Here is a 13,316-nt window from a genome sequence, read left to right on the forward strand (position 1 = left end):
GCACCCGCAGGTGCTCGGTTTTGCCTCCTGCAGCGCCCGCCATGGCGGCACTGGCGCGGTGTATGTGATGCTCAAGCGAACCATGCTCGAAGGCCGCGACGAGTAACGCCGCGCTTGCAGCGCCGCCCTCACCGCCGTACCCTTCGTTTTTGCGATTTTTTCCCACAGGTAGATCCATGTCCCTGGAACAGAACTACACCGAGATCCTCAGCCAGATTGGCGAGGACGTCTCCCGTGAGGGCCTGCTCGACACGCCCAAGCGGGCTGCAAAGGCGATGAAGTACCTTTGCCGCGGTTATGAGCAAACACTGGAAGAGGTCACCAACAACGCGCTGTTCAGCTCTGATAACAGCGAAATGGTGCTGGTCCGGGACATCGAGCTGTATTCGATGTGCGAACACCACATGCTGCCGTTCATCGGCAAGGCACACGTGGCCTACCTGCCCAAGGGCAAGGTCCTTGGCCTGTCGAAGGTGGCGCGCATCGTCGACATGTACGCCCGCCGCCTGCAGATCCAGGAAAACCTCAGCCGCCAGATCGCCGAAGCCGTGCAGCAGGTTACCGGTGCCGCCGGTGTGGCCGTCGTGGTCGAAGCCAAGCATATGTGCATGATGATGCGCGGTGTCGAGAAGCAGAATTCGACCATGATCACCTCGGTGATGCTGGGTGAATTCCGCGAAAACGCCGCCACCCGCAGCGAGTTCCTCAGCCTGATCAAGTGATTGGCTGCTGACCCCGAGCCGACCCCTGCGGGTCGGCTTTTGCATTTCAGGAGTTGCCCATGATCGTCAAAGCCCTGCGGGTTGGCCTCGGCCAGCTTATCGTCTTCGGTGACTGGATCAGCCGCCCGGCCAAGCGCAAGCGTGACGCCGCCGCCCAGGCCCGCGTCGAGCAAGCGGCCAAGGGCCTGGCGCTGTACCAGTTCCATGCCTGCCCGTTCTGCGTCAAGACCCGCCGCACCCTGCATCGCCTGAACGTACCGGTGGCGCTGCGCGACGCCAAGAACGACCCGGTGCACCGCCAGGCCCTGCAGGAAGGTGGCGGCCGGGTGAAAGTGCCTTGCCTGCGCATTGAAGAAGCCGGCAAGGTGACCTGGATGTACGAGTCCAAGGCCATCATTGCCTACCTGGATGAGCGGTTTGCTTCGGTCTGACAGGTCGTAGCTTTCGTGTATCGGCCTCTTCGCGGGCAAACCCGCGAAGAGGCCGATACAAGCTGAAGATCATCCCACCATCGGCACATGCCGTGGGTGGCTGGTGACCCGCTCCAGCCAGGCCCTTACCGCCGGGTAATCGGCCAGGTCGAAACCGCCCTGCTGCGCCACATGGGTGTAGGCATACAACGCCACATCGGCAATCGAGTATTGCTCACCCACCAGGTACGGCGTCATCTGCAGCTGCCGCTCCATCACCTTCAGCGCCTTGTAGCCGCCCTTGTGCAGCTTGCGGTACTCCTCCAGGCGCTCGTCCGGCAGCCCCAGGTAAAACTGGATGAACCGCGCCACGGCGATGTACGGCTCATGGCTGTACTGCTCGAAGAACTGCCACTGCAACACCTGCGTGCGCAGGCGCGGCTCGCTGGGCAGGAACTCGCTGCCATCGGCCAGGAAGTTGAGAATGGCGTTGGACTCCCACAGGTAGCTGCCGTCCTCCAGCTCCAGTACCGGCACCTTGCCGTTGGGGTTCATCGCCAAAAACTCGGGCGTTTCGGTCTCGCCCTTGAGGATGTCCACCGGGTGCCATTCATACGGCCGACCCAGCAAGCTCAACATCAGCTTGACCTTGTAGCAGTTGCCCGACTGGTAGTCGCCATAGACCTTGTACATCGCCCCTCCACTGCCAAGCAGTTTTGCAATTGCGCCCAATAGTTGGTGACTGTACGGCTAAATGCAATGGCCGCTGTATGGCAAGGATCAACCTTGCGCGCTGTAGTCTGAAAAAACTGCTTACACCTTTACAAGGATTTTGTTCATGACCGATGCCACCTCCGCACGCCTGCGGCCCCTGGCAGACACCTCTCCGTCGGCTGTGGTTGCAGGCTTCATTGCCATGCTCACCGGCTACACCAGTTCGCTGGTACTGATGTTCCAGGCCGGCCAGGCGGCCGGGCTGACCACTGCGCAGATTTCGTCATGGATCTGGGCGCTGTCCATCGGCATGGCGGTGTGCAGCATCGGCCTATCGCTGCGCTATCGCACCCCCGTCACCGTGGCCTGGTCCACCCCGGGCGCTGCCTTGCTGATCACCAGCCTGGGCGGGGTCAGCTATGGCGAAGCCATTGGCGCCTATATCACCTGTGCCGTACTGGTCCTCATCTGTGGCCTGACCGGCAGCTTCGAGCGCCTGGTCAAACGCATTCCGGCCTCGCTGGCCTCGGCACTGCTGGCGGGCATCCTGTTCAAGATCGGCAGCGAAATCTTCGTCGCCGCCCAGCACCGCACGTTGCTGGTGCTGGGCATGTTCTTCAGCTACCTGCTGGTCAAGCGCCTGTCGCCACGCTACTGCGTACTGGCCGCGCTGTTGGTGGGCACGGCATTGTCCGGCGCGCTGGGCCTGCTGGACTTCAGCGGCTTCCACTTGGAAGTGGCCAAACCAGTATGGACCACACCCAGCTTCTCGCTGGCGGCAACCATCAGTATCGGCATTCCACTGTTCGTAGTGGCCATGACCTCGCAGAACATGCCCGGCGTGGCCGTGCTGCGTGCCGACGGCTACCAGGTGCCCGCCTCGCCGCTGATTTCGGCCACCGGCTTTGCCTCGCTGCTGCTGGCGCCATTCGGCTCGCATGGGGTCAACCTGGCGGCGATCAGCGCAGCGATCTGCACCGGGCCGCATGCCCATGAAGACCCGAGCAAACGCTACACCGCGGCGGTGTGGTGCGGGATTTTCTACGGCATTGCCGGGGTGTTCGGGGCGACCTTGGCGGCATTGTTTGCGGCATTGCCTAAGGAGCTGGTGCTGTCGATTGCCGCACTGGCGCTGTTTGGTTCGATCATGAACGGGCTGACCGTGGCCATGAGCGAGGCGCGCGAGCGTGAGGCGGCGGTGATTACCTTCATGGTCACGGCTTCGGGGTTGACCCTGTTCTCGATAGGCTCGGCGTTCTGGGGGATTGTGGCGGGGGTGCTGACCTTGATGATCCTGAATCCGCGCAGGGGATGACGGTAGAGAGGCGCTGGGGTTGAGATCGAGCGCCGCCCGCGCGGCGCTCGATCTCAAAACCCACAAAGCACTTTGAACCTGGCACCTGGCACCTGGCACCTAAAGCCTGAAATGCCCCACCATCCCTTTCAAATCAGCCCCCAACTGCGCCAGCTCCACACTCGACCGGGCATTGTCCCGCATCGCCAACGCCGCCTGATCCGCACTACCGCGAATCTGCGTGACGCTACGGCTTATCTCCTCCGCCACCGAGCTCTGCTGCTCGGCCGCCGCGGCGATCTGCTGGTTCATCTGCTGAATCAATGACACCGCCGCGGCAATGCTGCCCAGCGCACTTTCCGTCTGCAGCGCATCGGCCACCGCCAGGCGCACCAGCTCGGCACTGCCACGGATCTGCGCCACCGATTGCTGGGCATTACCGCGCAGGCTGGCGACCAGTGTCTCGATCTGCTCGGTGGATTGCCGGGTACGCCGCGCCAACGCGCGCACCTCATCGGCCACCACGGCAAAACCACGCCCTTGCTCACCGGCGCGAGCTGCCTCGATGGCGGCATTGAGCGCCAACAGGTTGGTTTGCTCGGCCACGCTCTTGATCACTTCCAGCACGTCGCCGATGGTGTGAATTTCGGCACTGAGGCTGTCGATGCCAGCGCTGGCTGTTTCCGCCGCCGCCGCCAACTGCTCGATGCGCTGCATGCTCTGGCGCACCACCTGCTGGCCGGTGTCGACTTTCTCGTCCGCTGCCTGGGCCGCTTGCGCCGCCTCTTCGGCATTGCGTGCCACATCGTGCACGGTGGCGGTCATCTGCTGCATGGCGGTGGCGACCTGCTCGGTTTCTTCCTTCTGGCTGCCCACCTCGCGATTGGTCTGCTCGGTCACCGCCGACAACGCCTGGGCGTTGCCAGCCAATTGTTCGATGCCCTGCTGCAGGCCGCTGACAATACCCGAAAGCCCCGCCGCCATCTGCTGCATGGCCTGCATCAGTTGCCCCACCTCGTCCCGGCGCGGCGCCTGGGCGTCCAAGCCCAGCTCACCCGCAGCGATACGCTGGGCGCGGGCGATGACATGCTGGAGAGGGCCGACGACCGCACGGGTAATCATCCAGGCCGCCAATACACCGACGATCAAGGCCAGCACCGTGGCCAGGCCGATGGCAACGGCATTACGCTGCAGCTCGCCCTGCAGAGCCTGCTCCTGCCCCAGATAGGCCTGGTCGACTTGCCCGGTCACTTGCTCGGCACTGGTTTGCAACTGCGCCTTTAGCCCCTGCTCGCGGGCCAACTGGTCGGTGTATTCGTTGAGTTTTTCCGAGAAGCTGCCAATGTGCCCGGCCACTTCGCCAAGCACACTCTGGTAACCGGCATCGCCAACCGCACCCTGTAGTTGGCTGACCAGGCTGGCGGCCTCCACCGTCTGGGCAATTCGCTCCTGGCTCAAACCCTCTTCGCCCTTACGGCTTTTTTCCAGGCGCACCCGCGCTTCGTCCATGGCCTGCAGCATCAGCCGCGACACCTGTGCCACTTGCGCAGCTTGCTCAAGGAACTCACCACCCTGCTGGCCCTGGGACTGCTTGAGCGTGTACACACCGTCATCGGCCAGGCCGGCCTGCAGCACATCGAGGTTGTTGGCCACGCTGGACACCGACCAACTGGCCATGTCCAGCGCCAGCTCCTTGGCCTGCACCGCCTCGACAAAGGCCTCGAATGCCTGGCCATAGGCGGCAAGATCGGTTTGCGCCGCCGCCAGTGCCGGCAGGCCCCGGGCGCGCTCGGCCAGGCCCTGCAGGCCGCTGCGCAAGGCCTCGGCCTGCTGCATGTCGGAGCGCAGGGCAAACGCCTGCTCGTGCTGGCGCAAGCGCAACAGGTCGGTATTGAACTGGGCCAGCTGGCGCAAGCTGTCGAAACGCTGGCCGACGCTGTGCAACGCAGCGACGCCGATGGCTGCCACCGCCAGTGTCAACAGCAGCACCAGGGCAAAGCCCAGGCCGAGTTTGCGGGCCATGCCCAGGTTGGCCAGCACACCGTGCTTGCTCGCGCCCATCGCCGACTCCCCTTCTGCTTGCGAGGTTATCCGAAGGCCAAGGGTGGCAACGTTGCCAGCCTGTGAACAAGGGCCTGGCGTCAGAATAGTGTCAAATAGCTATGTGCGTGTCGTTATCAGCTTGGCCGAGGTCGCCCCTGCGTGCGGGAGGAGTGCCTGGCTCAGATCGCCGTAGCCCCACCATCGACCGTCAGGCAATGCCCGGTGGTAAACGCCGCACCGTCGCTACACAGGTACAGCACCGCGCTGGCGATTTCCTCAACCTTGCCAATGCGCCCCACCGGGTGCATGGCGGCGGCGAACTCGGCCTTGCGCGGGTCGGCCTCGTAGGCACGGCGGAACATGTCGGTGTCGATCACCGCCGGGCACACAGCGTTCACGCGGACGCCCTTCTTGGCGTACTCGATGGCCGCCGACTTGGTCAGGCCAATCACCGCATGCTTGCTGGCGCTGTAGATGCTCATCTTCGGCGCCGCCCCCAGCCCCGCCACCGAGGCCGTGTTGACGATGACCCCACCGCCCTGGGCCAGCAGCAAAGGCAGCTGGTACTTCATGCACAACCACACGCCCTTCACGTTCACACCCATGATGGCATCGAACTCTGCCTCGCTGCCTTCCGCCAGACGGTGTTGCTCGATCTCGACCCCAGCGTTGTTGTAGGCATAGTCCAGCCGACCGCAGGTGGCGATCAGGCGCTCGTGCAGCTGGCGCACCTCGGTGTCGCGGGTAACGTCGCAGGCAATGAACAGCGCTTCGCCACCCGCCGCGTGGATCAGCGCCACAGTGGCTTCGCCGCCGACCGGGTCAAGGTCGGCCACCACCACCTTCAGGCCCTCGCGGGCGAAAGCCAGGGCGGTTGCCCGGCCAATACCGGCGGCAGCGCCAGTCACCAGGGCTACCTGGCCAGAAAAGGTCATGCTCATCGCGTGCTCCTGTGGGGGGTTAGGTGGGGTTCAGAGCATAGCCAGCCACCGCTCGGCCGGGCAGCATCATCACACCAACGGTTGGGCTACCATGCCTGTCAGTGATGTTAACGACCTGCCTAAATCAACAAGGTAGATTGAACACCTCACTCACTCCACTGCCCACAAGGACCCGCCATGACCCAGACCAACCGCCGCTTCCTGCTTGCCAAACGCCCGGTCGGCGCCGTGCGCCGTGACGACTTCAGCTTCGAGACCGTGCCCGTCGAACAACCCGGCGAAGGCCAGGTGCTGGTGCGTAACCTGTACCTGTCGCTGGACCCCGCCATGCGCGGCTGGATGAACGAAGGCAAGTCCTACATCCCGCCCGTGGCCCTGGGCCAGGTAATGCGTGCGCTGGGTGTGGGCGAAGTGGTCGCCTCCAACCACTCGGCATTCAAACCAGGCGACCACGTCAGCGGCGCGCTTGGGGTGCAGGACTATTTCACCGGCGAGCCCCAGGGCCTGCACAAGATCGACCCCAACCTGGCCCCCCTGCCCCGCTACCTGTCGGCGCTGGGCATGACCGGCATGACGGCCTACTTCGCCCTGCTGGATGTTGGCCAGCCCAAGGCCGGCGATACCGTGGTCATCTCCGGCGCGGCCGGTGCGGTGGGCAGCATTGTCGGGCAAATTGCCAAGGTCAAAGGGTGCCGCGTGGTCGGCATTGCCGGCGGCGCCGAGAAGTGCCGGTACCTGCTGGACGAGCTGGGCTTTGACGGGGTGATCGACTACAAAGCCGAAGACGTACTGGCTGGCCTGAAGCGCGAATGCCCCAAAGGCGTGGACGTGTACTTCGACAACGTCGGCGGCGAGATCCTCGATGCCGTGCTGACGCGCATCAACTTCAAGGCCCGCATCGTGATTTGCGGCGCGATCAGCCAGTACAACAACAAGGAAGCGGTGAAGGGGCCAGCCAACTACCTGGCGCTACTGGTGAACCGTGCGCGTATGGAAGGGTTTGTGGTGATGGACTACAGCAAGGACTACGGCAAGGCCGCGCTGGAGATTGCCGGGTGGCTGGCCAGTGGGCAGGTGAAGAGCAAGGAAGATGTGGTGGAGGGGTTGGAGACCTTCCCCGAGACGTTGCTGAAGCTGTTCAGTGGGGAGAACTTTGGCAAGTTGGTGCTGAAGGTCTAACCCTCAAAAGCCTGCGCCGCCCCTCCTTTAGGAGCGGCGCCCCATTGAAGTCGGGCCTCAGCACGTGTTGTGGCACTTTCACCGCTTGCAGTTTCCCCCTTCCACCGTACATTCAGGCATCTACAAGAACCCATTGCGCAAGGTAGCGACAAGGTGGGCAACCAATGCAGCAACGCTTGAATGCCGGACTCGACCTTTGCAGGATCGCCGCCTGCTTCATGGTGATAATCCTTCACATCGCATCAGCCGGGGCACTGCAACGGGATGACAACTGGATGTCCTCCAACATCTACAACTCCTTGGTCAGGTCTTGCGTCCCCCTGTTCCTGATGCTGTCTGGCGCCCTGCTGTTGAACCGAACAGAGGGTGCAATCACGTTCTACCAGAAGCGCTTTGTGCGCATACTGCCGCCGCTGCTGTTCTGGTCGGTGTTCTATGCGCTGTGGCGCACGACCCTGGGCACCGGGCACGGCAGCTTGTGGCAAGCGGCAGTGGCCATGCTCCACGGCCCTGTCTACTACCACCTCTGGTACCTGTACGCGATCATCGGCATTTATTTGTTCATGCCCTACATGGCCAAGGTCTACCAGCATTGCGGGGCACAGGAGAAGCGAGTGTTCCTGGGCCTGTGGCTAGTGATCAGTTGCCTGCTGCCCACCGCCGCACAGTTCAACCCTACATTGGCCAACGTGGTCCATACCTATGAGCTGTTTACGTTCATGGGGTTTGCCGGCTATGCATTCCTGGGCGCCTATGTTTACGAACAAATTCGGCTGCACGGCCCGGGCAACGCCTGGGTAAACCTTGCCGGCTTCGCCACCAGCGGCGCCCTGACCGCCGCCGCCACGCATGCCGTGTCCATGCAGCACGGCGAGCCCAACCAGGTTTTCTATTCCTACGTATCTCCGTTGGTGGTGCTGGCCGCCATCTGCGCCTTTCGCCTGCTGCTTGCGCTGGGCGGGCACCTTGTACAGCACAGTAAGCTGCTGGCCGAGCTGTCGGGTTGTACGTTGGGGCTGTACTGCTTGCACGTGTTCATCATGAACAGGGCCAGCATCTTCTATGGCCCGCTGATCGAGGGGCATTCGCTGGCGTGGTTGATACCGTTGCTGGCAGTGGCTGTTTTCGTGCTGACTTTGGTACCGATCTACTTGCTCAGGCTGTTCAAGCCGGTGCGCGCAGTGATCTGATTCCAGCTACCGAAGATGGGTGAAAAACCTGCACACACAGCCTGCAGAAACAAAAAAGGCCAGCACGCTCGTGCTGGCCTTCTTCCACAATCGCAGGCTACTTACGCGCGAATCTCCGCCACCACTGCCGCCAGCGCTTGCGCTGGGTCGGCTGCCTGGCTGATCGGCCGGCCGATCACCAGGTAATCCGAACCCGCATCCAGTGCCTGGCGCGGAGTGAGGATACGGCGCTGGTCATCCTGCGCGCTACCCGCCGGGCGAATGCCCGGGGTCACCAGTTGCAGCGACGGGTGCGCCGCCTTCAGCGCGGGGGCCTCAAGCGCCGAGCACACCAAACCGTCCATGCCGGCCTTTTGCGCCAGTGCCGCCAGGCGCAGCACCTGCTCCTGCGGGTCGACATCCAGGCCAATGCCAGCCAGGTCTTCGCGTTCCATGCTGGTCAGCACGGTCACGCCAATCAGCAACGGCTGCGGGCCGCTGCGCTTGGCCAGCTCTTCGCGGCAGGCAGCCATCATGCGCAGGCCACCGGAGCAATGCACGTTGACCATCCACACACCCATCTCGGCGGCGGCCTTTACCGCCATGGCGGTGGTGTTGGGGATGTCGTGGAACTTCAGGTCGAGGAACACTTCGAAGCCCTTGTCGCACAGGGTTTCGACAATGCCCGAAGCGCTGCTGGTAAACAGCTCCTTGCCAACCTTTACCCGGCACAGCGCAGGGTCAAGCTGGTCAGCCAGCTTCAGGGCGGCCTCACGGGTAGGGAAATCCAGGGCGACGATCAGGGGCGTCTGGCAGGCGGACATGGCAGGGTCTCTTGGCAAGTCGAAAACGGCGCGCATTGTAAACGAAGTGACGCAAGCTTTGGGGCCCGCGGGTCACGGAATTGGCCCGGCAGTGGCTGGCTTCTATAATTGAACCAATGGAACGGGCAAATGCTCAAAATTCGTACAAGCGCTGCCCACTAGCCGCTATAGGAGAACGACAATGCCCTGGTATGCCTGGCTGATCCTCATCATAGCCCTCGGCTCCATCGTCGGTGGGTTGATGATGCTGCGCGACACGGCAAAAAAATTGCCACTGACCGAAGACCAACTGCGCAAGGTGCATGAGCGCAATGCCGAGGCAGATGCCAAGGACGCGCAGGACCGTTAAAAGGGTTAAACAATGGGTTTGAGACGCCGTGGCTTCAGGCAACTTTTTGACGCTCGGCAAAACACTTAATTAACCTATTGTATTGTCTCGTTTTTTATTTTTATAAACGCCCCCCCTTTTCCAAACAAAGCCGCACCCACAAGCGATTGCATCTCTCTTGTGGGCGCGGCCTCGCGCCGCGATGGGCTGCAAACCAGCCCCAAAAAAGCAATTAGCAGCCCCAAGCCAGCTGGCTGCCTGCCCGTCCCTTACTCCACCATCACCTTGTCACGATTCCGCTCCAGCAGGGCATTGCCTATCCCCTTGATCTCCAGCAGTTCATCCACCGAAGCAAACGGCCCATGGGCCTCGCGGTAGGCCACGATGGCTTCGGCCTTGGCCTTTCCTATCCCGTTCAACTCCTTCTGCAAAGTCAGCGCATCGGCCTTGTTCAGGTCCAGCCGAGGCGCTTGCTGGGCCTGCGCCTGAGCCACCACGGGTACCGCTTCGGGCGCCGACGGGGCGCTGGCCGGTGCTGCGCTAAGGGAGAACGACAGGCTGGCGAACAGTGGCAGCAGCAGGTACGACAGAACGTTGTTACGCATGGAAGAACACTCCTTGGGTTGGTCGATTTTCAGCAGCCGCTTTCCTTCGGCTGCGCAACTAACCCTAGCGGCCCTGCCATTTTGCGAACAACAACTAGGCCCGTTTAATCGTTACGGGATCAGACATTGAAAAAACCAACTTCGGCCATCCAAAAATGATGGCGTTACGCCATGTTTCAAGTTAACTTCATGAAAAAGAGGCAATGGCAAAACGCCGCCAGGTAAATTCCCGTTTAACCTCGGCTTCATTCAGACCAAACGCCGTTGCTTTTCCTACAAGCCTTGCCGGACAAGGCCCCGCCCGTTCGTCGTATACGTTAGTGATATTGACTTTGTTGGCATGATGTCTGAATAACATCAAACAATCGTTTTTATTGATTATTCCAACAAAAATAGGATCCAATTTATCGATGCTTGTCAGTATTTTCCTACACACAATGGAAAAAAACGTGCCAGACGGGATGTCATAATGATGACGAAATGATAAATTTGCGGACTTAGGACAGCCGCTTCGCTTGAAGGATCCGAGCAGAATGAATTTTTTTTCACCTCCCCCACTGACCTTGCCCGATTTCCATCGTGCGGCGTCAGCAGGCCACCCCCGGCCGACCTGAGCAACACCCCAGATCCTTGCCCGTAGCACCTGTTCCATCCGCCTTTACTCACACACAGAAGACCGTCGCCGTGTCCCTCAAGACCCTCATCGTATTTGGCACCCGCCCAGAAGCCATCAAAATGGCACCGCTGGCCCTCAACCTTGCCCAGGACGACCGTTTCGAGTCGCGCGTCTGCGTCACCGGCCAACACCGCCAGATGCTTGACCAGGTACTGGAGCTGTTCGAGATCAAGCCCGACTACGACTTGAACATCATGAAGCCCGGCCAGGACCTGACCGACGTGACCACTGCCATCCTGCAGGGTCTGAAACCTGTGCTGGCCGAGTTCAAGCCCGATGTGGTGCTGGTGCACGGCGACACCGCTACAACCCTGGCCACCAGCCTGGCCGCTTACTACCAGCAGATTCCGATCGCCCACGTGGAAGCGGGCCTGCGCACCGGCAACCTGTATTCGCCATGGCCGGAAGAAGGCAATCGCCGCCTGACCGGTGCCTTGGCCGCGCTGCATTTCGCGCCCACCTCCACCTCGCAGGACAACCTGCTGCGTGAAGGCACCGATGCCGCGACCATCTACACCACCGGCAACACAGTGATCGATGCACTGCTGGAAGTCGTTCGCAAGCTGGAAAGCCCAGCACTGAAAAACCAGTTCGAAGCCCAGTTCAGCTTCCTGAACCCTAAGCGCCGCATGGTGCTGGTGACTGGCCACCGCCGCGAGAACTTCGGTGGCGGCTTCGAACGCATCTGCCAGGCGCTGGTGCAAACTGCACGTCAATTCCCTGACGTGGAAATCGTGTACCCCGTGCACCTCAACCCGAACGTGCGCGAACCGGTGAACCGCCTGCTGGCCGACGTCACCAACATCCACCTGATCGAGCCGCTGGACTACCTGCCGTTCGTGTACCTGATGACCCGCTCGTACCTGATCCTCACCGACTCCGGTGGCATCCAGGAAGAAGCCCCAGCCCTGGGCAAGCCGGTACTGGTCATGCGTGACACCACCGAGCGCCCGGAAGCCGTGGCCGCCGGCACGGTCAAGCTGGTAGGCACCGACGTGGAATCGATTACCGAAAACCTGGCGAAACTGCTCATCGACGATGCGACCTACCGCGAGATGAGCGTTGCCCATAACCCCTACGGCGATGGAAAAGCGTGCGCGCGAATCCTCGACGCACTCTCCGCATTCTCCAACTCCAAGGACGTAGCATGAGCTTCAACAAGATTTCCGTCGTAGGTCTGGGCTATATCGGCCTGCCAACCGCCGCTGTTTTCGCCGCCCGCAAGAAGCATGTCATCGGCATCGATGTTAACCAGCACGCGGTCGATACCATCAACCGTGGTGAAATCCACATCGTCGAGCCCGAGCTGGACATGGTGGTACACGCGGCGGTAACCGAAGGCTACCTGCGCGCCTCCACCGTACCGGAAGCGGCCGACGCCTTCCTGATCGCCGTACCGACCCCGTTCATGGACGATCACCAGCCGGACCTGAGCTACATCGAGTCCGCCAGCAAGGCCATCGCGCCTGTGCTGAAAAAGGGTGACCTGGTGATCCTCGAATCCACCTCCCCAGTCGGTGCCACCGAGCAGATGGCCTACTGGCTGGCCCAGGCTCGCCCGGACCTGAGCTTCCCGCAAACCCACGGCGAAGCCTCCGACATCCGCATCGTCCACTGCCCTGAGCGCGTACTGCCAGGCCACGTGCTGCGCGAATTGGTAGAAAACGACCGCATCATCGGCGGCATGACCAAGAAGTGCTCGGAAGCTGCCGTACGCCTGTATCGCACCTTCGTCGAAGGCGAGTGCATCATCACCAACGCCCGCACTGCCGAAATGTGCAAGCTGACCGAAAACAGCTTCCGTGACGTGAACATTGCGTTCGCCAACGAACTGTCGATCATCTGCGACAAGCTGAACATCGACGTGTGGGAGCTGATTCGCCTGGCCAACCACCACCCACGCGTGAACATTCTGCAGCCTGGCCCAGGTGTTGGCGGCCACTGCATCGCCGTGGACCCATGGTTCATCGTCAGCCAGACCCCTGAGCAGGCTCGCCTGATCCGCACCGCCCGCGTAGTCAACGACAGCAAGCCTGAGTGGGTGATCGACAAGGTGAAGATGGCCCTCGCCAACTTCCTGATCAAGAACCCAGGCAAGTCGGCCCAGCAAGTGAAAATCGCCTGCTACGGCCTGGCCTTCAAGGCCGACATCGACGACCTGCGCGAAAGCCCGGCTCTGAGCATTGCCGAACGCCTGGGCAACGAGCTGGAAGCCACCCTGCAACTGGTCGAGCCGAACATCGAAGCCCTGCCGCAGCGCCTGTCGCGCCACGAGCATGTTGATTTCGTGTACGCCCAGGATAGCGCCGATATCCACGTACTGCTGGTGAAGCACCGCGAGTTCCGCGAAACCTTCAGCGTGCGCGACGCCGCCTTCGTGATCGACGCTGCTGGCGTAACCCAGGGCTGAT

Annotated in this window: 14 protein-coding genes and 2 pseudogenes; 9 read left to right on the forward strand and 7 right to left on the reverse strand. The window is 61.8% G+C overall.

Annotated features, from left to right (window positions below):
* From APH42_RS01460 to APH42_RS01470, 3 genes and pseudogenes are all read left to right on the forward strand, one after another.
* A pseudogene (locus tag APH42_RS01460) lies at nucleotides 1-106 on the forward strand (DNA mismatch repair protein MutS); the annotation flags it as partial.
* A gap of 70 nt (nucleotides 107-176) precedes the next feature.
* Nucleotides 177-722: a GTP cyclohydrolase I FolE gene (gene folE, locus APH42_RS01465; RefSeq protein ID WP_012271077.1), complete on the forward strand. Its 546-nt coding sequence runs from the start codon at nucleotides 177-179 to the stop codon at nucleotides 720-722.
* Between the two features lie 59 nt (nucleotides 723-781).
* On the forward strand, nucleotides 782-1,153 hold the full coding sequence (locus APH42_RS01470; protein ID WP_012271076.1) for a glutaredoxin: 372 nt from the start codon (nucleotides 782-784) through the stop codon (nucleotides 1,151-1,153).
* A gap of 69 nt (nucleotides 1,154-1,222) precedes the next feature.
* Here the strand turns inward: APH42_RS01470 and APH42_RS01475 are convergent, their stop codons facing one another.
* Entirely contained in the window at nucleotides 1,223-1,825 is a 603-nt protein-coding gene (locus APH42_RS01475) for a glutathione S-transferase family protein (RefSeq protein WP_060492560.1), read from the reverse strand.
* Nucleotides 1,826-1,970: 145 nt separating this feature from the next.
* Between APH42_RS01475 and APH42_RS01480 the strand changes: the two genes are divergently transcribed.
* The gene (locus APH42_RS01480; RefSeq protein ID WP_012271074.1) at nucleotides 1,971-3,161 is read left to right on the forward strand and encodes a benzoate/H(+) symporter BenE family transporter; all 1,191 of its coding nucleotides are present in this window, start codon (nucleotides 1,971-1,973) and stop codon (nucleotides 3,159-3,161) included.
* A 99-nt stretch (nucleotides 3,162-3,260) separates the two neighbouring features.
* On the opposite strand, the gene APH42_RS30755 is transcribed toward APH42_RS01480, so the two are convergent.
* The 3 genes and pseudogenes from APH42_RS30755 to APH42_RS01490 all read right to left on the reverse strand — a co-directional run bounded on the left by APH42_RS30755 (nucleotide 3,261) and on the right by APH42_RS01490 (nucleotide 6,124).
* Nucleotides 3,261-4,142 carry a methyl-accepting chemotaxis protein gene (locus APH42_RS30755; protein WP_370739278.1) on the reverse strand — a complete coding sequence of 294 codons (882 nt, stop codon included), beginning with the start codon at nucleotides 4,140-4,142 and terminating at the stop codon, nucleotides 3,261-3,263.
* Nucleotides 4,143-4,169: 27 nt separating this feature from the next.
* Nucleotides 4,170-5,201 (reverse strand): annotated as a pseudogene (locus APH42_RS30760) (methyl-accepting chemotaxis protein); the annotation flags it as partial.
* A 161-nt stretch (nucleotides 5,202-5,362) separates the two neighbouring features.
* Entirely contained in the window at nucleotides 5,363-6,124 is a 762-nt protein-coding gene (locus APH42_RS01490; protein ID WP_060492562.1) for an SDR family oxidoreductase, read from the reverse strand.
* A gap of 177 nt (nucleotides 6,125-6,301) precedes the next feature.
* Here APH42_RS01490 and APH42_RS01495 point away from each other — a divergent pair, with 177 nt between their 5' ends.
* Nucleotides 6,302-7,303, forward strand: a complete 1,002-nt coding sequence (locus tag APH42_RS01495) for an NADP-dependent oxidoreductase (RefSeq protein WP_060492563.1) — start codon at nucleotides 6,302-6,304, stop codon at nucleotides 7,301-7,303.
* 164 nt (nucleotides 7,304-7,467) lie between these two features.
* Nucleotides 7,468-8,493 carry an acyltransferase gene (locus APH42_RS01500; protein WP_060492564.1) on the forward strand — a complete coding sequence of 342 codons (1,026 nt, stop codon included), beginning with the start codon at nucleotides 7,468-7,470 and terminating at the stop codon, nucleotides 8,491-8,493.
* A gap of 101 nt (nucleotides 8,494-8,594) precedes the next feature.
* Here the strand turns inward: APH42_RS01500 and pyrF are convergent, their stop codons facing one another.
* The gene (gene pyrF / locus APH42_RS01505; RefSeq protein WP_060492565.1) at nucleotides 8,595-9,296 is read right to left on the reverse strand and encodes an orotidine-5'-phosphate decarboxylase; all 702 of its coding nucleotides are present in this window, start codon (nucleotides 9,294-9,296) and stop codon (nucleotides 8,595-8,597) included.
* A 181-nt stretch (nucleotides 9,297-9,477) separates the two neighbouring features.
* Here pyrF and APH42_RS28950 point away from each other — a divergent pair, with 181 nt between their 5' ends.
* Nucleotides 9,478-9,645 (forward strand): DUF2897 family protein, encoded by a 168-nt coding sequence (locus APH42_RS28950; protein ID WP_012271069.1) that lies wholly within the window; start codon nucleotides 9,478-9,480, stop codon nucleotides 9,643-9,645.
* Nucleotides 9,646-9,893: 248 nt separating this feature from the next.
* Here the strand turns inward: APH42_RS28950 and APH42_RS01510 are convergent, their stop codons facing one another.
* Both APH42_RS01510 and APH42_RS29800 read right to left on the reverse strand, forming a co-directional pair.
* Nucleotides 9,894-10,229, reverse strand: coding sequence for a helix-hairpin-helix domain-containing protein (locus APH42_RS01510; RefSeq protein WP_012271068.1), 336 nt, complete (start codon nucleotides 10,227-10,229; stop codon nucleotides 9,894-9,896).
* 187 nt (nucleotides 10,230-10,416) lie between these two features.
* The gene (locus APH42_RS29800; protein WP_150104945.1) at nucleotides 10,417-10,881 is read right to left on the reverse strand and encodes a hypothetical protein; all 465 of its coding nucleotides are present in this window, start codon (nucleotides 10,879-10,881) and stop codon (nucleotides 10,417-10,419) included.
* Nucleotides 10,882-10,913: 32 nt separating this feature from the next.
* On the opposite strand from APH42_RS29800, the gene wecB reads away from it, so the two are divergent.
* Both wecB and wecC read left to right on the forward strand, forming a co-directional pair.
* Complete coding sequence (gene wecB / locus APH42_RS01515; protein ID WP_012271067.1) at nucleotides 10,914-12,056, forward strand: non-hydrolyzing UDP-N-acetylglucosamine 2-epimerase; 1,143 nt, start codon at nucleotides 10,914-10,916, stop codon at nucleotides 12,054-12,056.
* A complete protein-coding gene (gene wecC / locus APH42_RS01520) occupies nucleotides 12,053-13,315 on the forward strand; it encodes a UDP-N-acetyl-D-mannosamine dehydrogenase (protein ID WP_060492566.1) in 1,263 nt (420 codons plus the stop codon). Before wecB ends, wecC begins: the two co-directional genes overlap by 4 nt.
* Nucleotide 13,316: the final 1 nt, after the last annotated feature.

It is taken from the genome of Pseudomonas sp. NBRC 111140 (assembly GCF_001320885.1).
GTDB classification, from domain to species: Bacteria; Pseudomonadota; Gammaproteobacteria; order Pseudomonadales; family Pseudomonadaceae; genus Aquipseudomonas; species Aquipseudomonas putida_P.